Annotated in this window: 16 protein-coding genes; 9 read left to right on the forward strand and 7 right to left on the reverse strand. The window is 37.8% G+C overall.

The genetic code is table 11. The features are described 5' to 3' along the window. Positions 1-152: 152 nt before the first annotated feature. The 4 genes from FRZ67_RS20440 to FRZ67_RS20455 all read right to left on the reverse strand — a co-directional run bounded on the left by FRZ67_RS20440 (position 153) and on the right by FRZ67_RS20455 (position 4,808). Positions 153-665, reverse strand: coding sequence for a hypothetical protein (locus FRZ67_RS20440; protein ID WP_147192430.1), 513 nt, complete (start codon positions 663-665; stop codon positions 153-155). A 264-nt stretch (positions 666-929) separates the two neighbouring features. Continuing rightward, positions 930-2,150 (reverse strand): toll/interleukin-1 receptor domain-containing protein, encoded by a 1,221-nt coding sequence (locus FRZ67_RS20445; protein ID WP_147192431.1) that lies wholly within the window; start codon positions 2,148-2,150, stop codon positions 930-932. A gap of 48 nt (positions 2,151-2,198) precedes the next feature. Next, entirely contained in the window at positions 2,199-3,635 is a 1,437-nt protein-coding gene (locus FRZ67_RS20450) for a TRAFs-binding domain-containing protein (protein WP_147192432.1), read from the reverse strand. Positions 3,636-3,641: 6 nt separating this feature from the next. Continuing rightward, a complete protein-coding gene (locus FRZ67_RS20455) occupies positions 3,642-4,808 on the reverse strand; it encodes a patatin-like phospholipase family protein (protein WP_147192433.1) in 1,167 nt (388 codons plus the stop codon). A gap of 688 nt (positions 4,809-5,496) precedes the next feature. Between FRZ67_RS20455 and FRZ67_RS20460 the strand changes: the two genes are divergently transcribed. From FRZ67_RS20460 to FRZ67_RS20485, 6 genes are all read left to right on the forward strand, one after another. Further along, on the forward strand, positions 5,497-7,665 hold the full coding sequence (locus tag FRZ67_RS20460; protein WP_147192434.1) for a sulfatase-like hydrolase/transferase: 2,169 nt from the start codon (positions 5,497-5,499) through the stop codon (positions 7,663-7,665). Between the two features lie 379 nt (positions 7,666-8,044). Continuing rightward, positions 8,045-8,242, forward strand: a complete 198-nt coding sequence (gene rpmI, locus FRZ67_RS20465; RefSeq protein ID WP_147192435.1) for a 50S ribosomal protein L35 — start codon at positions 8,045-8,047, stop codon at positions 8,240-8,242. An 83-nt stretch (positions 8,243-8,325) separates the two neighbouring features. Then, positions 8,326-8,670: a 50S ribosomal protein L20 gene (gene rplT, locus FRZ67_RS20470; RefSeq protein WP_147192436.1), complete on the forward strand. Its 345-nt coding sequence runs from the start codon at positions 8,326-8,328 to the stop codon at positions 8,668-8,670. 128 nt (positions 8,671-8,798) lie between these two features. Beyond that, positions 8,799-10,250 carry a type III PLP-dependent enzyme domain-containing protein gene (locus FRZ67_RS20475; protein ID WP_147192437.1) on the forward strand — a complete coding sequence of 484 codons (1,452 nt, stop codon included), beginning with the start codon at positions 8,799-8,801 and terminating at the stop codon, positions 10,248-10,250. Between the two features lie 201 nt (positions 10,251-10,451). Continuing rightward, entirely contained in the window at positions 10,452-10,904 is a 453-nt protein-coding gene (locus FRZ67_RS20480; protein ID WP_147192438.1) for a nuclear transport factor 2 family protein, read from the forward strand. Positions 10,905-11,363: 459 nt separating this feature from the next. After that, positions 11,364-12,719 (forward strand): pyridoxal-phosphate dependent enzyme, encoded by a 1,356-nt coding sequence (locus tag FRZ67_RS20485; RefSeq protein ID WP_147192439.1) that lies wholly within the window; start codon positions 11,364-11,366, stop codon positions 12,717-12,719. Between the two features lie 121 nt (positions 12,720-12,840). Here the strand turns inward: FRZ67_RS20485 and FRZ67_RS20490 are convergent, their stop codons facing one another. Beyond that, the gene (locus FRZ67_RS20490) at positions 12,841-14,034 is read right to left on the reverse strand and encodes an acetyltransferase domain-containing protein (RefSeq protein ID WP_147192440.1); all 1,194 of its coding nucleotides are present in this window, start codon (positions 14,032-14,034) and stop codon (positions 12,841-12,843) included. Between the two features lie 296 nt (positions 14,035-14,330). On the opposite strand from FRZ67_RS20490, the gene FRZ67_RS20495 reads away from it, so the two are divergent. Continuing rightward, positions 14,331-15,323: a sterol desaturase family protein gene (locus FRZ67_RS20495; RefSeq protein ID WP_147192441.1), complete on the forward strand. Its 993-nt coding sequence runs from the start codon at positions 14,331-14,333 to the stop codon at positions 15,321-15,323. A gap of 79 nt (positions 15,324-15,402) precedes the next feature. On the opposite strand, the gene FRZ67_RS20500 is transcribed toward FRZ67_RS20495, so the two are convergent. Then, positions 15,403-16,236, reverse strand: coding sequence for a DUF4846 domain-containing protein (locus tag FRZ67_RS20500; RefSeq protein ID WP_147192442.1), 834 nt, complete (start codon positions 16,234-16,236; stop codon positions 15,403-15,405). A gap of 67 nt (positions 16,237-16,303) precedes the next feature. Between FRZ67_RS20500 and FRZ67_RS20505 the strand changes: the two genes are divergently transcribed. Next, positions 16,304-17,101: an ABC transporter substrate-binding protein gene (locus FRZ67_RS20505; RefSeq protein WP_147192443.1), complete on the forward strand. Its 798-nt coding sequence runs from the start codon at positions 16,304-16,306 to the stop codon at positions 17,099-17,101. Between the two features lie 158 nt (positions 17,102-17,259). Here the strand turns inward: FRZ67_RS20505 and fbaA are convergent, their stop codons facing one another. Next, positions 17,260-18,333: a class II fructose-bisphosphate aldolase gene (gene fbaA / locus FRZ67_RS20510; protein ID WP_147192444.1), complete on the reverse strand. Its 1,074-nt coding sequence runs from the start codon at positions 18,331-18,333 to the stop codon at positions 17,260-17,262. 347 nt (positions 18,334-18,680) lie between these two features. On the opposite strand from fbaA, the gene accD reads away from it, so the two are divergent. Further along, a complete protein-coding gene (accD, locus tag FRZ67_RS20515; RefSeq protein ID WP_147192445.1) occupies positions 18,681-19,607 on the forward strand; it encodes an acetyl-CoA carboxylase, carboxyltransferase subunit beta in 927 nt (308 codons plus the stop codon). Positions 19,608-19,644 lie beyond the last annotated feature (37 nt).

The following is a 19,644-nucleotide window of genomic DNA, read 5'->3' on the forward strand; positions in this document are numbered from 1 at the left end:
GAACATCAAATTTACTGTAAAGCAGGCTGCAAGTTGTACTGGTTATTCAACCGTTTATACGGTCTTGAGATTTCAGGACGAGACAATTTGTTGCTAATTGTTTCAACGTCCAGCCCTGCTATTGCAAATATTTTTGTTGTGCGTTCGTATTTCTATTCTTCGTCGTCTGCCGTGTTCCTTATTTTATCTTGTTCGCCGTCAAGTCGAAGTAATGCCCCTTGCTTACTTTTTATATCACCCTTTAAAATAACTTTCTTTTTGTCAATTGTCACGTTAACACCAATGTCAGATGTATCATCGTCATCACTCCAATTTTCGAATACTTCATATGTCACACCATTGTTGGAAAACGAGATATTGTAATCTCCAAAACCTGCATTTGCTTTACCACCAAATCTTTTTACGCCATAAAGCTTGAAAACTTTCCATGAAGTCTTGTCAAGTTTTTGCGGATACTCCAATTCTACTTTCTCCTTTGTCCCAAATCTATAAACCAAATAGTCTCCCTGCTTATCCTTGCATAGAGAAACTATCTTTTTGTTTTTTGTCAGCAGAAAGCTGAATATAATTTCTTCATTGCCTTTACAAAGTCTGTCAGAAAGTGAGTTGGAAGTGAAACTCGTCGTAATAGTTAAAAGTCCTGTAAGTAGAGATAGTAATTTCATACGCAATGTCATATAATATGACGCACAACACTAAAATATACGACACTTTCCACACCTCCAAATTTTTATTCATACTGTAAATCAAATTTTTAGTATTCGCTTTTTTGTATTGATAGTGTCGTCAATACAATTTTCAACTTCCGGTTTTAAACGTTTAAAAACGGTTATCAAAAAATGAGATACATGCTGCTATATTTTACGAACGTACAAGTGAGTGACACAACAGCCGGCGCCACGAAGAACCATTGCCTGTAACCAAAGAGATCAAATGAGATCGTGTATGCTATCTTTTAATTTTTGTATGTCGCCTTCTGTGCAATCTATATAACTATAGATGCTCATGATGAGTGGCATATTGGCGTCGTTGTAAAAGTTAATGGTTTTGATAACGGGTTGTTTGGTACGGTACTCCTTTGCTTTGGCGCATTGAAATTCATCCCAGCAAACATCTGAGGCGCTGTATTGTGGTGAAAGAATGCATATAACCGACTTTGAATTTTGTATAGCATCTGAAATAAGCTTTATCCATAAGCCACCTGTTGGAATAGTTGTTTTATCATAAAAGATATTTAATTGTGGTTGCTTCTCCAGCATTGCCTGTACAAAGAGTTGTACTTCGGTTGCCTGTTTATGAGAATAGCTGATAAAAAAATCATATCCTTTTTTTTGATCCTGCTGTTGAGGTGCTTTTGTTGCCGGCTCCGCAGCAGGGAATGGTTGCGGCATAGGAGCAGCAGGTGCCACCGGCGATTCTTTGGCTGCAAGCTCTTTCATTTCATTTTCTACAATAACCATGGTTGCTGTGCCGGGTACTTGTGTTTGGTTTTTTATTTCAAACATTTTCCAGGCATCTGTTGCACTGATATTACCTTCCTGTGCTGACCTTTTTAATTCATACTGTTGTTTGGCTTTTATAAAAATGGGCAATGCAGTTGCTACCTGTTCATCATTGCGTAATACCAGTTTTATGCAATTGAGTGGTAAGCCGCTTTCGAGCCAGAAAAGAGCGGCGTCTAAAATAGCAGGCAGCATTTTCTCCATGGGCACTCTTTGATTGCCGCTTGCCAGTACCGGCATGGCGATAACATTATTTTGTTTATCGTAAGCAAAAGTGTTGATGCAACGAAAAATATTGGGTACCAGTTTTTCTTTCTCATCACCGGCTGGAGGTTCGAAACAAAGTATTCTTTTGAAATTAAATTGTGCCTGCTGTTGAGGCAGCAATGGTTTTGAAAGCCAGCAATTAAGATTAGCCAGCAGGTCTATCTCTTTATCTTTTGCGAGATCAGCAACAACAATTCCATTGTTGTATAAAGCAGACATTAGTGTTTGCGGATCAGCAGTGCTGTAATCATTTGGGTAGGCAGAGATAACAAGGATATCTGCGGTGTGTTCTTTTGGTATAGCAGTAAGATCGCCCTGCAGCAATTGAATGCTGGTATCTGCATTTTCACGGGCAATTGTTATTTGTGAAAGAAGAATCATAAGTGTTTAATTACAATATGTGTATCCCTTTTTTTTATAATTCCCGTCTTACTTAACCAGATCATTAATCATTGTATCAATCCATGCAACATCATCTGAATTCATTTCTTCTTTTTGTTTTTTTATTCTTTTAAGACTGTCGAGCGTTGATGCAATCTCCCATGGATAATGTTTGGAAGCTTTGGCAGATTCGAGATAAATCATGGCTGCATCTTTATTACTTCTGAGTACTTCCAGTTCCATTCCTGAAGCCTGCGCCCAGTAATCATTTGGCTGCTGTTGCACCCTGCGCTCTATTGAATAAGAAACAAGGGGCAGGTATTTATTATACAGATCGTTATCTGATTGTGTAATAAATAAAAGGTTAAGTAAGTTGATGCCCGGATAATAATCTGAAGGCCCTGCATCAAAACCATCCTGGTAAGCCTTGATTGCTTTTTTCAACAGGCCTTTCGCCGTTAATTCATCATAACCTTGTAGCTGGGCTGCTTTTTTCTTGTAAACACTGCCCAGCAGGCCATTGGTCTCAGGATGTTTGCCAAATTTATTTTGCGCCAGCAATAATATTTTTTCAGCCTTATCAAATTCGCCGCACTGATTATATGCATGCGCCAGCTGCTGATGGAGAATCATATTCATCCCGAATTGTTTGGGCGGCATGCGGCTGATAAGGCTGATACTTTCTTTGTTGGCACTCATTGCCCGGTATGCAAAAAGCAACGTACTGACTACAGGAAATTCTTCTACCTGTATAATGCCTAAACTTGTTTCAACGGCTTTTATATTATCGAAGCATTGTTGCTTTGCTGCCTGGCACGCTTTTATTTTTTCTGTATCATTTTTATAAGCTGCATATTTTTCCTGGAGACTGTTATCGAGCCATTCATCTACATTATCCTGCACCGTTTCTATCATTCCCTGGCTCTCTGCAGCCCACTTTTTAAATATCTCAGATCTTGCTTTTAAAGTTTCCAGGTCAGGAAAAGGGAATTCATCAATGGTTTGTTTTACCGGGCTGTCCGGTGTGGGATCATTTATATCATTACTGCTGAGTAATGCTGCCAATGCATCTATTTTTTCCTGCAGGCTATCAATAGACATTTCATTTTTTTCTTTATCAAATGCATAGCGGTACATGACTGTTCTAATCAATGCAACATCAAAAGGCAAGGGTCCCATTCCTTCATCGCAAATGACGATTGTTGTATAGGGTCTTATGGCATGCCGCATACCCAATTCATAAAAAACATTGGCATTGAATGTTGTCATGTCAGTAATAGAAAATTCACAAAACATGATGCGTTCATACATTGGTTTATGAATAATGCCGCCAGCCTGTTCTTCATAAGCTATTATTGGCAGCAATTCTGCTTTTAGAATAGCAGGCTTTATTAATGAATCGTAGATGAATTTAAAATCGAATTCTCTTCCTTTGGCATCAGTCTTTTTTCCAAAAGGCATTATTACAAAGCATTGTTGTTGCATAAGCGATCATAGTTTAAATGTATCAGCAAAATGTTCATCTTTTACTTCTTTTGCTGCACACTTGCTTCCAATATCATAGAGTTCAAACCTGCTGTCTGCATTGCTCATTTCAACAAGACCATCTATTTCTTTCTGCGTATAAGTTTTATTCATTAATGGGTTTAATGTATCTGCGTCAAGCCATGTATTGTAACGCAGATAGGTAAGCAGTCCGCCATCTTTTTTTACATTGCCTATATAATCATTTTCCAGTTTGCCGATCTCTCCGTCTATTTCCCATGCAGTTGGTGAATTGGAGAACCATTGCAGTAATATCTGGTTGTTCCAGCTGGCATCCTGCATAAACATATCTGGTAGCTGTTGTGCCCATTTAAGAATATTATTTTTCTTCACATTCTCCGGAATTTCTTTCCACCTGCTCATGCCCGTGCCTACAGATACCAGTAATAAATTATCAGCACCCCATTTCCATTTAAAAGGAAAGCCCTGTAAAGTTGCAACCATCAATAGTTGCATTGAAGCGTTATTATGCATGCTTACACCGCCATCTACGAATGCTGCCTGGCTTAAGCCCCCACCCACATCAATTATTTGCGGCAGAAAATAAGAAGGCGCTGCAGAGCTTGCCCTTACTGCCTTCCAGAGCGGTATGTCTTTATTCATTCCATCCGCACTATTGTAATACCTCCCGCCGGGATGGTTAATGAGCGGCCATACACTGTTAGTGTCTGCACGTTTTGCAACAATACATAAACCTGTTTTTATGCGATCTGCGTCACCAAGCGTGATGTCTCCAAAAACTTTTTGCAGTTGTTCTTCCAAAGGCTTTTCGTTGTATGCTGCTTTTATAAGATCATCTATCTGAAATATTTTCCACCACTTGTATTTCTTCGCAAATATTTGTGCACCAAGATCCATGTACATATTCTTTATTTCATCCACACTCATACCAATGGCAAGGCAGGAAGCAATGATAGAGCCGGTGCTGGTGCCGCCAATAAGATCAAAATAATCACTCAGCCTGAAATTTTTATCATTGCCATTTTGTTTGCGCAAAATATTTTCTATGCGCTGCAGATAGCCAAGTGATAATGCGCCGCGGATACCACCGCCATCTAATGCAAGCATACGTTTTGGAGCAGTTTTGTTGGATAAATGTTCCTGGAGTGTCATGGTGTTTTAATTTATTTGTAAGCAATACGGACATATAAATTACAGATGTTTTTCAGTGATAAGAAATTTTTTTATGGGCCCGGCTGCACTAATGCTTGTGATCGCCTGTTGCGTCGCACACTTGTACATTATAAAATTCGAATGGGCAATCAACAGTAATAAAGAACAATAAAAAGAGTAATTAAGATCTTTGGATCAGTAACTTTTTAATTAAGCTTAAAATATATTCTAATAACCTATGTAAAATATTAATCATTAAGGCAGGATTATATAATTTAAAGATTTATTTATATCTTGCCCTCTGTACAACCTGTATGCCTGTTAAAACAACGTAGACCCTGGAAAGTATTCATATCAAACTTTGTCTGCACTCGTTGTCAACGGTATCTCAATTTGTACTTGGTTTAATTTTTGTAGTTAGAAATTGCTGATACATTGCTATTGATTATTGCACCCTCTTTTTCCTATCCAATATACCTCTTGTTTTTTGAACGTTAGATAAAGTATCTGATAAAATTGCAATGACCTTTTGAATGTACTTGGCATTTTTTAATACAAAACTTTTTGATGACTATGGCGGTAGTCCGTCTATATGTACTTTTACTAAAATAATAACTGCGAAAACAGTACCCTGTTGTTGCTTTATATACTAATAATCCTTAACTAAAAGTTTTTAAACGAAATTTTTATGAAAAAAACTCTATGTAATGTATTGTTATTAATACTTTATTGTTCAACACCTTTATTCCTGCATGCACAACAAAAACCAAATGTAATTTTTATTGGTATTGATGATCTGGGTACCGTATTCGATGCTTATGGCAATGCAGATGTTCCCTGCCCCAATTTTGCACGCATGGCACAACATGGCACCATGTTCAGGCGTGTTTATTGCCAGTATGCCCTATGCAGCCCCAGCCGTGCTTCTTTATTAAGCGGCAAAAGACCAAACTCTACCGGTGTAATTAATAATGGTACAAGTATCCGCACCAACCTTGGAGCTGATTATAAGTTTTTACCTGAGTATTTTCAAAGTAATGGGTACTATACCGGAAAATTTGGTAAAATGACTTGTGGGCATGAAGAAGAAATTGCCTGGAATTATGTGTATGATAGTGCTATAGGCGATGGAATACAAAATATAGGAGGTACCCCCCATTGGTGGATCGATACTTTACACAAGAGTACCATGAGTAACAACTACGGATTATTTGTAAGCAGTATGATACAAAAAATGAGAGAACCAAGAAGTAACCCTTATTTTTTTGGATTGGGGATCGGGGTGCATAATGAATTTACTCCAAACCTTGCTGCATGGAATAAAATAGGTGATAATACAGTGCAGCAACTTTTACCGGTTGATATTGATACAACGTATACCAATGTTTATGGTAATGGATCAGCAAACATTACTCTGCCAAATACTCCTGCCAATGATCAGGATGATATACCTGCTCCTGCTTTAAAAAACCTCCAGGTATATCCAACAGATGTATGGAAAAATATACGCCATGCGTATTACGGTGAAATTATCCAGGAAGATTCATTACTAGGTGTGGTGTTAGATGAGCTTGACAGAACAAACGCGTGGCAAAATACTGTTGTGGTATTCTGGAGCGACCATGGTATCCAAACGGGCGAACATAATGGATTATGGTTTAAACAAACATTATTTGAAGGGGCACTTCGTGTGCCAATGGTTATTTGTGCACCAGGAAAATCTAAAGGTCTTATTCATGAGAGCCCCGTTGAATTAGTAGATATTTATTCAACACTCTCAGAGTTGTGTGGATTGCCGGTACCTGCTGGTCAGGAAGGATCAAGCCTTGTGCCTGTTTTAGAAAAACCAAATATACCATGGAAAAAAGCCGCTTTTGCACAAGTAAGGAGAGTTGACAGGCAAGGCAGCAGTGATACAACGCTTTCAGATGCTGTAAGAACAACGCAATATCATTATAACTCATGGGGAACAGCAGGGGAAGAACTATATGATGATCTCAATGATCCCGATGAATTTACGAACCTGGTTACAAATGCCGCTTATGCAAGTGTTTTAGATTCAATGCGAACATTGCTTGCCAATAACTGGCAGGGAGCTTTGCCACCAGTCTATACAAAGAGAACCTTTTACAGGGATAGCGATAGAGACAATTATGGTACAAGATTAGACACGGTTATTGCTTATTTTGCACCTGCAGGATATATAACAACACCCGGTGATTGTAATGATAATAATGCAAAAATAAACCCTGGCGCAGCAGAGAAATCATGTAATGGTATAGATGATAACTGTAATGGCAGCGTTGATGAAAATAACCCTGTTCCAACGGTTACAGCTTCGGGGAGTCTTGATATTTGTACCACAGGCTCCGTTACCTTAACTACTAATGCGGGGAAAAATCTTACCTACCAATGGCGGAAAAATAGTGTAAATATTGCTGGCGCTACGGCAATATCTTATACCGCAACCTCTGCCGGCAACTATACTGTTATTGTTACCAATACAAAGAAGAATTGTTCTGGCACTTCAGCAACTACTAAGGTTACCAATTCCTGTGTTACAGGTTTAAATAGTGCAATTGCATCTTCTGTTATTACCACATCCCCTGTTAAACTTTCGGTTTATCCTAACCCTTCAAAGGGCAGTATTGCTGTTACCTGCAGCAGCAGTACAAATACTGTTCAGTTAAAGGTTTTTGATATAACGGGGAGAGCCGTATATATGAAGCAAGAGCAAAATGGAAAAGCAGTTAACACATTAAATCTTAATCTCTCAAATCTCAGGTCAGGCATGTATTATTTGGAAGTAAATGATGGAGGATTAAAACAACGGACGATGTTTGTAATAGCAAGATAATGTTGATGTGAAGAATTTTAAAGGCCGCTATGCTAAATGTAGCGGCCTTTTATTTTTCAGAAAACAATATAATATACCGAACACCTGCACCTCTATTAAACTTTTGTTGCGTCGCACTCTTGTACTGAAAAGCAGCTATTAGCCTGAAGCTGAGAGTAATTGTGTTTTGTTAGAAGCCCAAATAGTTTTGAACGTACAAGTGAGTGACACAATAGTCGATGCCACACGGTTCAAAAGCCGGCAACCAAAAGAAAAACCTTCAAATCTTGGCAGTAAAGCATTTAATCCCTACTTTTGCCGCCCATTTCCCGTATGGCTCTACAAGGGTCCCGAATGTTTCGGGAACGCCGGCAGGGAGTAATCGATAAGATTATTAAATATGCCAAAAGTAAAAACAAACTCCAGCGCAAAGAAGCGCTTTAAGGTGACAGGCACAGGCGAGATCACCTTTCAGAAAGCATTTAAACGTCACATTCTTACAAAAAAATCAAAAAAACGCAAAAGGGCCCTTAGAAAAGATGGTGTTGTTGGCGCCGCTAACAAGGATTTTGTTATGCGTTTATTACGTTTAAAGTAAAACGCATTTAACCGGAAACAAAATTTAAAATCATCATTTTGGAACAGAAAAGTCTGCAATCCAAGATCTAAAATAACTACATTATGCCTCGTTCAAAAAATGCCGTTGCTTCAAGGGCAAGAAGAAAAAGAATACTTAAGCAGGCCAAAGGTTTTTATGGCAAGCGTAAGAATGTATATACCGTTGCGAAGAACATCGTTGAAAAAGGTCAGACCTACAGCTATGTTGGCCGTAAATTGAAAAAACGTGAATACCGCCAGTTGTGGATTGCACGTATCAATGCTGCTGTAAGAGAAGAAGGAATTACTTATAGTGAATTCATCAATAAGCTTAGCGTAAAGGGTTTGGATATTAACCGAAAAATGCTGGCTGATCTTGCTATGAACGAACCTGCAAGCTTTAAAGCATTGGTTGCATCAGTTAAGTAAATGAAATAATTTATATCATATAAAACCGGGTGGTCAATGGCTCCCGGTTTTTTTTATGTTGTGATAATTTCAAACGATTATTTTTGTGCGTTCAAATTTTCTTTTTACAATATAACTAACCCGAAGGGATGAACAATTCTTACACCTCACTGGTGAAGCAAACCTTCCACTTTCCGCAGGAAGACTTTGATATTGGAGACGATAACTACCTTGAGTTTAACGGGCTTGACCTGAAAGCTTTGATTGAGAAATATGGTACGCCCATGAAACTTAGTTATTTACCCAAGATAGGTATGCAGATAAACAAGGCTAAAAAGATGTTTGCAGATGCTATGAAAAAGCACAAATACGAAGGCAAATATTTTTATTGTTATTGTACCAAGAGTTCGCATTTCTCTTTTGTGGTAGAAGAAGCGCTGAAACATGAAATTCATTTAGAGACCTCTTATGCTTATGACATTGAGATTATCAATAAGCTATACCAGCGCAGGAAGATCAATAAAGATATTTTTATTATCTGCAACGGATTTAAGCAGAAAGGTTACACCTCAAGAATTGCAAAACTCATTAATTCAGGTTTCAAAAATGTAATACCTGTTTTGGACAATAAAGATGAGTTACAGGCCTATAAGCGCAGCGTAAAGCAACCATTTAAACTGGGAATCAGAATAGCTGCTGAGGAAGAACCAACGTTTCCTTTTTATACTTCAAGACTTGGCATAAGAGCGAAAGATATATTGGAATTTTATGTTGACAATATTGAAGGTTATGAAGATAAGTTCCAGTTAAAGATGTTGCACATCTTTTTGAACAAAGGTATTAAAGACGATATCTATTACTGGAGCGAGTTAAACAAGATCATTAACCTTTATTGCCAGCTAAAAAAGATATGCCCCGAACTTGATTCAATAAATATTGGCGGTGGTTTTCCCATAAAACATTCACTTGGCTTTGAATATGATTACCAGTTCATGATCAACGAGATTGTTGGCAACATAAAAAAAGCGTGCAAAAAAGCGAATGTGCAAATGCCAAATATTTATACAGAATTTGGCAGCTACACTGTTGGCGAAAGTATGGCGCACATCTATAGCGTAATTGCGCAAAAAGTGCAGAACGACCGCGAAACCTGGTACATGATCGATTCTTCTTTCATTACAACTTTGCCGGATACATGGGGCATAGGAGAGAAGTTTCTAATGCTGCCTATTAACAAATGGGAAAATGAGTACCAACGCGTAGTGCTTGGTGGCATTACATGTGATAGTCATGATTACTACGATTCGGAAGAGCACATTAATGAAGTGTTTCTGCCAAAAATTTCAGAAGGTAATGGCATGACTCAGCCATACGGCATAAGCAATACAAGCACCGACAATAAGGAGCCACTTTACGTTGGGTTCTTTCATACAGGCGCTTACCAGGATCAGATCAGTGGTTACGGTGGTATAAAACATTGCCTTATTCCATCGCCAAAACATATCATTGTTGGTCACGACAAAAATGGGAAGCTTGTAGATTGGGTGTATGCAAAAGAACAAACTGCACAAAGCATGTTAAAGATACTCGGCTATATGTAAATTTATTTTTATGATACCGGCAAAGGTTCTCATGGCATCTTCGTTGCGTCGCAATCCGTTCATCTGAAGTGCTTCTGGCATCATGAGTTTAAACACAAATTCCTTAAAATAATTTTCGAAGTCATCTGTTTACAGGTGACTTTTTTATGAATGGTTATTTACCTTGTATGTAATTAGCATACATTCATTAAAACATCCACCATGAGAAAAATATCCCTGCTGGCCTTGGTTACTTGTTGTTTTTCGTATACAGTAAACGCCCAAACTGCTGAAGATTCAGTAAAGGCAGTCATCAATAGATTATTTGATGCAATGCGCAATGCAGATAGTAAATCACTTACTGATTGCTTTGCAGATAGTGCAATATTGCAATCGGTTTCAAACAGGAATGATACAGTAAAAATTTCAACAGACGCAGTAAAAGAATTTGCAGATTTTATTGCTACTGTAAAGAAAGGCGATGCAGATGAAAGAATAACTTTTGATGTAATAAGAATAGATGGGGCATTGGCCATTGCATGGACACCCTATAAATTTTACTACAAAGGAAATTTTAGTCACTGCGGCGCTGACTCGTACCAGCTTGTTCGCATAAATGGTTTGTGGAAGATTCAATACTTAATAGATACAAGAAGAAGAGATAATTGTAATTAGCCGGCTTCAAAAAGCCAGGCAAGTGCTGTAATGAAAAGACACATTTGTATATTCCTATAATAGACACAGTATTACTGTGGCTAGTATTCCGGCATAAGCCAAACTGAGCCACAATAAATTTCTTTTAGCATAAAGAATATTATTTCTTTCTTTAAGCTTTATTTTTTCAAGGAATAATTGCCTTTCTAAAACCACAAAAGAAAATGGATCGTTACTTTTTAGTTCTTTGGTATACATAAACTGGTCAGAGTTTAAGAAACATATGGCAGCCTACAATTTACAGTTATATTTTATTTTTTATATAAAAAAACCTGTATAAGTAATTAACATATGTTAATAATGGTTGTGTAAAAAGCAATTGGTTTAATCGTTTTAAATTTTGCTTCGCATTTTATCTTCATTTTACTGCAGGTTTTAGCAACCTCAAATCCCTTACTTTTGCCGCAAACACTCGTTAGTATGTGGCTAAATAATATTCTCGAAACCATTGGCAATACCCCGCTCATTAAACTGAATAAAATTGTAAAAGACATTCCGGCAACTGTGCTTGCAAAGGTGGATTATTTTAATCCAGGCAATTCAATAAAAGACCGAATGGCATTGAAGATGGTAGAGGTTGCAGAAAAAGAAGGTAAACTAAAACCTGGCGGTACTATCATTGAATGTACAAGTGGCAATACGGGCATGGGACTTGCTTTAGCGGCATGCGTAAAAGGTTACAAATGCATTTTTACTACAACTGATAAGCAGAGTAAAGAAAAGATGGATATTCTTAAAGCGGTAGGCGCAGAAGTAATTGTTTGCCCCACCAATGTAGAGCCTGATGATCCACGTAGTTATTATTCTGTTGCAAGAAGATTAGAAAAGGAAATCCCTAATTCTTATCTCTGCAATCAATATGACAATCTTGCAAATCGACTTGCACATTACGAAACAACGGGCCCCGAAATATGGAAGCAAACTGAAGGGAAAATAACACATTTTGTTTGCACTGCGGGAACAGGCGGCACGATCACCGGAACCGCCATGTATTTAAAAGAGCAGAATCCTGATATACAGGTTTGGGCAATTGATGTATATGGCTCATTGCTTACAAAATATTTCCGTACAGGTGAAGTGGATATGAATGAGGTGCATCCCTATATCAGCGAAGGTTTTGGGGAAGACTTTGTACCACAGAATTACGACATGAGTGTAATAGATCACTTCGAACAGGTAACAGATAAAGATGGTGCTATTATGGCACGTCGCATAGCAAAAGAAGAAGGTCTGTTTTGTGGATACAGCGCTGGTAGCTGCTTGCAGGGTTTAATGCAATTAAAAGATCGCCTGAAAAAGGATGATGTTGTCGTTTGTATTTTTCATGATCATGGTAGCCGCTATGTTGCAAAAATTTACAACGATCAATGGATGATGGAACGCGGCTTTCTCGATGTAAAAACGTTCAAAGACATCGTCAATGCAAGAGCTCATAAAAAACTTATCACGGTTCAGCCCACACACACTGTTGCAGAAGCTGTAGAGCTTATGAAAAAATATGATATAGACCAGGTGCCGGTAATGAACGGAGAAGAGCCGGTTGGCGCAATTAGCGAGAATGGGTTGTTCAAAAAAGTATTTAGCGATCCTGAAATCAAAAACGCAACCATACAGAGTGTTATTGAAACCCCTTATCCTGTCGTAGCTTTTGACACACCTGTTGAAAGACTGGGTAGCCTTATTACCAAAGAGAATGGCGCTGTGTTAGCGAAAGATGAAAAGGGAGATTATCATATTGTTACACGTTACGATGTAATACAAAGTCTTGCCAAATAAAACCGCACGTTATAATTTCTTTTAGCCCTGCAGTGGTGATGCTATTAAACTTTGTTGCGTCGCACACTTCAGGGCTTTGTTATATCTTCAGCAATAAGCATCACAATTTACAAATTGCTATTTATACATAACTCAGCCACCATTGGCTATGTGTGGTTTTATACTTGTTGAACCACTTACACGGAAAATAAAGCGATGCAATAACACAAAACCAGATCAGGTAAACTGTACCAAGATCATATCCAAAATGCAGTGGCCTGAAATTAAAGGGAATATTAGGATCAGCAATATCTTTAGTTCCGTATCCGGATACATAAAAAAGTATTACTAATAAAGTATGAATAATAAAGAAATGCAACATATAGTAAAAGAAAGGTACGCGACCATATATCATCAATATTTTCGCTATTCTGTTTTGCGCCGTTTCAGTTAGTGCCAGTATTATTAGTGCTGGTCCAATCGTCATACACAAATACATTAAAGAAGGCGGGTATTTTGTTGTATTCAAAAATGAAAGCAGCGTATATGTTGCATCTTTTTGTACAGACCATTGTGCCGGATCGCCGTACATATTTATAAAGCGCAGCAGAATAAATAAAATCGTTATCGTTAATCCCGAAAACAAGATAAGTACTTTCCTGCGCCTGGCCTCGTAATACGATCTGTAGATCGTTCCAAATGCGTAACCCAACAGCATTACACCAGCCCACGGCAATGCAGTGTAGAACATCAATATCACATGATTGTCCCCAAGTGGAATGGCATTGAAGCCTGAGGCGATAAAAGCTTTTGTAAGCAGGGAACCAATATCACTGCCATCAGTTCTTATATAATCAAAAATATTATGACCTATTACCAGTAATAGCCCTGTAATGACAATTACAGTCATAGAAGTTCTTGTCAGTAATCCAAGAATGATCATACTAAAACCTATTGCCCATATAACCTGGAGTATGATCTTATGATATAACGGGTCGTAAGTAAGCGCTAATGTAATAATAGTGATCTCTGCAAGTATTAACCACAAGCCCCGCCTGATAAGAAATGAACTTAACTCTTTTTTTGTTTTACGCTGCCCTGCTATAAATGCAGACACGCCTGAAAGAAATACAAATGTTGGTGCACAGAAATGCGTTATCCATCTCGTGAAAAACAAAAATGGTGTTGTAGTGGCCAGGTTAGTTGGTGTATCATCCATGCCATGTATGTGAAAAAAATCTCTTACATGATCAAGTGCCATAATGAGCATTACAAGTCCGCGAAGTATATCTATAGAATGAACCCGCTGTTTTGTTGGTGTTGGTGATACTGTCATTTTAAGTAAAAAATTATATAAGAAAGATAAAACAGTTCAGTCAATTGTTTAAGCTAAATATATGAGTGGCCGCTTACTTGTTCATGACAGAACAAAACGTTGAAGAGTGCGACGCAAGTAAAGTTTAACAGCAATACAGCAGTTGGGTATAAAAAAATATTACACATGGCTTTGCAAGCTAAAAATGAAGTGGTTATTGATAATAACAAAAAGTTTTATCAGTAATTAAATGATAATTTTATTTGTACGTAAATGATAATTGTAATTTTTCTGACGATTAATATCTGGTTAAAAAAATGGATATTCTGAAACAACTTTATGATGAAGTAATTGGATTCTTTGGCATTGGTCATTGGGTTGAAATGATGCAAAAGAATGATTACAGCAGCCTGCTAACATTTGATGGAGTAATTGCTGCTATCGGCCCGCTTATACCGCTGATATTATTGATAGAAATTTTCCGTGCCATATTCTATAAGAAATTTAAGATGGAAGAATATAAGATTCCATTTATAATTTTTGTTGCCAACAGGTTTATCTCGCGTTTCATTGCTATAGCTGCCGTTGCATTTTGTATTGGTTTATTTGAAAAGTATGCGATCTTTAAAACAGGCTTTACCTGGTATTGGCTTATCTATGGTTACATAGTATGGGAGCTTGCACATTTTGTCTATCATTATCTTGGGCATAAAGTAAGATTATTCTGGTGCCTGCATTCAACGCACCATGCACCGGAGACCATGAACCTTTCCGTAACATTCGCACATTTTTTTCTTGAAGCGCCTTATGCAGATTTTATCCGCACAAGTATTTGTATTCTATTAGGTGTAAACCCGCCGTTATTGTTTTTTATCATGTTCATCGATGGTACATGGGGTGCATTTATTCATGTGGGCGAAAATTTTATGAAAGATGCACGCATGGGATTCCTGAATAAAATAATATTAACACCTTCCCATCATCGTGTACATCATGCAAAAAATCCGTTGTATATGGATACTAATTTTTGTAATCTTCTCAATATTTGGGATAGAATGTTTGGCACATTTCAGTATGAGGACACGAGTATACCTATTCAATACGGTATCACAAGAAAGATCAATGCAAAAAATTTCTGGGACGTTTATTTTGGCGAGATCTATTATCTGTTTCTCGATATGAAAAATGCACCAGGCATTACCAATAAACTATTGTATATGATTATGCCTCCCGGCTGGAGCCATACAGGTGATCATAAAACGGCGGCTGTTATTAAGAAAAAATTGAAAGAAGAAAAAGAAACTGCATAAGAGATTTTTGTTGTCAGCTTTTCTTTTTTTGGCATCGGTTGTTGCGTCGCACTCTTGTACAGTTAATTCTTTATGCAGCTTAATTCTTCCATCGTTTTAATTGATTCTCTTCAAAGATCCATCCGGGTGTTATAACTTTTGAATGCTTATCAACTTCATACCACGGGCTCAACTTTTTGTTATTCGGATTAATAACAATATGCATATCCTGCGCAGGCATATAACCTTGGGCAAGTAAATAAATTTTCTTTCCGGTTATTTCATTAACAGCAACATCTGCAACAACCATTGCATGGCCTGGGGAACCTGCTTTTACTAATATATCTCCCGGTTGCATTTCTTTCATCGCAATATTACCAGTCATTTCATCAACAGTATAAGTACCACAATTAATAAATACATCCTGCATAAATTGTAACATTAGGTTATGCTTATCCTGTTCAGGATTATTAATACGGTATAACCAATCCTGGAAATTGAAATTTTTATTTGCCGATTTAAAATTGATCTTACTGTATTCATTCCTTGAAAAATAATATTCTGCTCTCAGTCTCATAATTGCATCAGCACATTGCTGAAGGTCTTTATTGCCTGTAGAAAAATCAAGTACTGCATAATGTAAAGTTTGATCGGGTTTAGGTTGCCCATTGTATAAATAAACGGTATTGTTTTTCCTGAGTTTTATCTTTTGCAGCCACGCTCCAAAAGAAGCATCAGGCATTGTAACCCTTTTATAACCTTCGGGTAAAGGAATTTCATAAATGTATTGCGGTGGCCTGACAGAAGTTTTATTAGAAGTAATAGCTGATGAAGTAGTTTTTACGCCAGGTAATTCAGCAAGATCATTAAAGACAACAATAAGTACAATGCAGCAGCAAAGCAGCACGAAAAAGATGATACTCATTTGCTTCATAGCTAAGGTTTAGCTTATGATGCAGTTTTGCAGGTTTTCCATAAGTTGGTAAAAACTATCTTTACGTATGTTTGAAATGGTTGATCATTTACAAAGAAAAGTAAAGCTTACTAACTACCCGCTAAAGCGTATCATTTCCCTTGTGCCCTCACAAACAGAATTATTGCATGATCTTGGCTTGGAAGGAGAAGTAATTGGCATCACTAAATTCTGTGTGCATCCACAAAGCTGGTTCAGAAACAAAACAAGAATCGGTGGCACAAAGAACGTGAACATAGAAAAAGTAAAATCGCTGGAACCCGATCTGATTATTGCCAATAAAGAAGAAAATGTGAAGGAACAAATTGAAGAACTAGAAAAGATAGCACCTGTTTGGGTAAGCGATATATATAATCTTGAAGATGCGATTGATATGATTGAGAGCATTGGGGTGCTTATAGACCGAAGCCAGCAATCAAAACAGATTAGTCAAAATATTCAACAGCAGTTTCAAAAATTGCAAGCTGAAAACTTTCAACTACCCACTGCTTATCTAATCTGGCGCAATCCTTACATGACTATCGGCGGAGATACTTTTATAAATGATATGTTGAAAAGGTGTGGTCTGCAGAACGTGTTTGAAAAAGAACAACGTTATCCGGAAATTACTTTGCAGCAACTTAAAGAACACAGTGTTCAATTGATATTACTTTCATCAGAACCCTATCCATTTAAAGAAAAACATGTGGAAGAAATAAAAGCAGTTTTACCTGCTGCAAAAATATTAATGGTAGATGGAGAAATGTTTAGCTGGTACGGGAGCCGTCTTTTATACGTAGTGCAATACTTCAAAGAATTGATCAATAAGATAAATGAGTACCCGTAAACAAAATATAATGACATTGCATAAAATGCTGCACAAAGAACAAAGCGTACAAGTGAGTGACACAACCAAAGTATCGTAGCAGCAATGCAGCTTACTTCATAAAAATAGAAAGAGAGAAGCAATGCCTCTCTCTTTACTTATGGTCAACTGGATAACCTTTACTTATTTCTGCCGATGCAATTTAGATCGGTAAATGCTTCTTCCAGGCGTTTTACAAAATTGTCCTGGCCTTTTCTCAACCAAACACGCGGATCGTAATATTTTTTATTTGGTTTTTCTGCACCTTCAGGATTACCAAGCTGGCCCTGCAGGTAAGCTTCATTCTTTTTGTAATAACCAAGTACACCTTCCCAAAATGCCCACTGCATATCAGTATCAATATTCATTTTTATTACACCATAATCCAGTGTTTCGTGGATCTGGCTTTTTGGAGAACCGCTACCACCATGGAATACAAAGTAAACTGGTTTACTGCCTGCGGATAAACCAAGTTTTTGTGCGATAAATTCCTGGCTGTTTTTCAAAATTGCAGGACGCAGTTCCACATTACCCGGACTGTACACACCATGAACATTGCCAAATGAAGCGGCCACTGTAAATCTTGAACCAACCTTGCTCAATGCATCATAAGCCTGTGATACTTCAGAAGGTTGTGTATAAAGTTTTGAATTTTCTACATCAGAATTATCAACACCATCTTCTTCACCACCTGTTACACCAAGCTCTATCTCGATGCTCATGCCCAGTTTGTTCATGCGTTTGAAAAATTCAAAAGAGAGCTCAATATTTTCATGCAGCGGTTCTTCACTGAGATCGAGCATGTGTGAACTATATAAAGGACGACCGTTCTTCGCTTTGTATTCTTCGCCGGCAGTTAATAAGGCATCTATCCATGGCAACCATTTTTTTGCTGCATGGTCTGTATGCAATACAACAGGTACACCATAATATGCAGCAACATTATGTACATGCATGGCACCGCTTACAGCACCAATAATGTTTGCCTGTAATTTATCGTTAGGCATTCCTTTACCTGCAAAGAACTGTGCACCTCCATTGCTGAATTGTATAATAACAGGAGAACCTACTTTAGCTGCAGTTTCCAATACCGCATTTACAGAGTCTGTACCAATTACATTTACTGCCGGAAGTGCAAATTTGTTTTCTTTGGCATCATCATACAATGCCTGTAATTCATCACCGAACAGAACGCCGGAAGAATATTTAGCCATGCTTATTTACTTTTTATTGAAGATTGTTTTTGGGGTAGCGAAGATACTGTTTAACACTGATAAAATACTGTGTTTTCTTATGTTCCCGGCTGTAGATACACTAATGAACATTTGTTGCGTCGCACACTTTTACTGAAGAAAAGCTATGAGCTTTTAGCTGCGAGCTGCGAGTTTTTTTGGCTCGAAGCTCATAGCTCGTGGCTCACAGCTTATCATTGTTCTAAACGCACAAGTGAGTGACACAACCGCCGATGCCACCTATACAAGAAGCTGGTATCCAAATTATTTTCACGAAAAAATCCGTAATTGGCTAAACTCCTTATTTTTGCTTTCTTCAATACGCCTTTATGACAATAAAAAAGGAAGAGGATTTTGATACCAGCTTGTCGGGGGAAGAGGGTTCCAACGTACAACATGGAGAACCGAGGCAGAAATGGTATAAGCGTTTGAGAAAAGGTATCACTACATCCACGGCTGATAAAAAAGAAACTCCGGAAGGGTTATGGAACAAATGCCCGGAATGCAATTATATAACCACTACAACAGAATTACAGGAGAATCTTTTTGTTTGCCCCAAGTGCAATTACCATCACCGTATTAGCAGTGAGGATTATTTTGATATTCTTTTCGACAATGGCGAATACAAAGTAATGTATGACAACATTGTAAGTAAAGATTTCCTGGGCTTTACAGATCTGAAACCATATAAGAAAAGACTGGAAGAAATTCATGCAAAGACTGATCTTAAAGACAGTATGCGTGTGGGTGTGGGCAAAGTAAACGGCCAGGAACTGGTAGTTGCCTGTATGGATTTTGAATTCATTGGCGGTTCTCTTGGTAGTGTGATGGGAGAGAAGTTTAGCCGGGCTGTTGATTTCTGTCTTGAACATAAATTACCTTACCTTGTTATAAGTAAAAGTGGCGGTGCACGTATGATGGAAAGTGCTTTTAGCTTAATGCAGTTAGCTAAAACAAGCGGCAAGCTGGCACAACTGAGTGAGGCAAAACTGCCTTACATTTCTTTACTAACCGATCCAACTTTTGGGGGTATCTCGGCAAGCTTTGGTATGCTGGGTGATCTTAATATTGCAGAACCGGGTGCACTTATTGGTTTTGCGGGGCCACGTGTAATAAAAGAAACAATTAAGAAAGACCTGCCTCCGGGTTTCCAGCGCAGTGAATTTTTACTGGAGCACGGATTCCTTGATTTTATTATTGACAGAAAGAAATTGAAAGAGCGCATCACACAGCTGATCGTGCTTTTGAAAAACTAATTATAATTATTCAGCTATTTTTGCATCCCTTCACTTT

Source organism: Panacibacter ginsenosidivorans (assembly GCF_007971225.1).
Taxonomy (GTDB): domain Bacteria; phylum Bacteroidota; class Bacteroidia; order Chitinophagales; family Chitinophagaceae; genus Panacibacter; species Panacibacter ginsenosidivorans.

What these genes read in the sequence shown, in the direction of transcription:
- FRZ67_RS20505 (WP_147192443.1), top strand. Translation starts at nt 16,304, where the DNA reads ATGTTTGAAATGGTTGATCATTTACAAAGAAAAGTAAAGCTTACTAAC.
- rpmI (WP_147192435.1), top strand. Translation starts at nt 8,045, where the DNA reads ATGCCAAAAGTAAAAACAAACTCCAGCGCAAAGAAGCGCTTTAAGGTG.
- fbaA (WP_147192444.1), bottom strand. Translation starts at nt 18,333, where the DNA reads ATGGCTAAATATTCTTCCGGCGTTCTGTTCGGTGATGAATTACAGGCA.
- FRZ67_RS20445 (WP_147192431.1), bottom strand. Translation starts at nt 2,150, where the DNA reads ATGATTCTTCTTTCACAAATAACAATTGCCCGTGAAAATGCAGATACC.
- FRZ67_RS20500 (WP_147192442.1), bottom strand. Translation starts at nt 16,236, where the DNA reads ATGAAGCAAATGAGTATCATCTTTTTCGTGCTGCTTTGCTGCTGCATT.
- FRZ67_RS20450 (WP_147192432.1), bottom strand. Translation starts at nt 3,635, where the DNA reads ATGCAACAACAATGCTTTGTAATAATGCCTTTTGGAAAAAAGACTGAT.
- FRZ67_RS20490 (WP_147192440.1), bottom strand. Translation starts at nt 14,034, where the DNA reads ATGACAGTATCACCAACACCAACAAAACAGCGGGTTCATTCTATAGAT.
- FRZ67_RS20480 (WP_147192438.1), top strand. Translation starts at nt 10,452, where the DNA reads ATGAGAAAAATATCCCTGCTGGCCTTGGTTACTTGTTGTTTTTCGTAT.
- FRZ67_RS20440 (WP_147192430.1), bottom strand. Translation starts at nt 665, where the DNA reads ATGAAATTACTATCTCTACTTACAGGACTTTTAACTATTACGACGAGT.
- FRZ67_RS20455 (WP_147192433.1), bottom strand. Translation starts at nt 4,808, where the DNA reads ATGACACTCCAGGAACATTTATCCAACAAAACTGCTCCAAAACGTATG.
- FRZ67_RS20485 (WP_147192439.1), top strand. Translation starts at nt 11,364, where the DNA reads ATGTGGCTAAATAATATTCTCGAAACCATTGGCAATACCCCGCTCATT.
- FRZ67_RS20460 (WP_147192434.1), top strand. Translation starts at nt 5,497, where the DNA reads ATGAAAAAAACTCTATGTAATGTATTGTTATTAATACTTTATTGTTCA.
- FRZ67_RS20475 (WP_147192437.1), top strand. Translation starts at nt 8,799, where the DNA reads ATGAACAATTCTTACACCTCACTGGTGAAGCAAACCTTCCACTTTCCG.
- FRZ67_RS20495 (WP_147192441.1), top strand. Translation starts at nt 14,331, where the DNA reads ATGGATATTCTGAAACAACTTTATGATGAAGTAATTGGATTCTTTGGC.
- accD (WP_147192445.1), top strand. Translation starts at nt 18,681, where the DNA reads ATGACAATAAAAAAGGAAGAGGATTTTGATACCAGCTTGTCGGGGGAA.
- rplT (WP_147192436.1), top strand. Translation starts at nt 8,326, where the DNA reads ATGCCTCGTTCAAAAAATGCCGTTGCTTCAAGGGCAAGAAGAAAAAGA.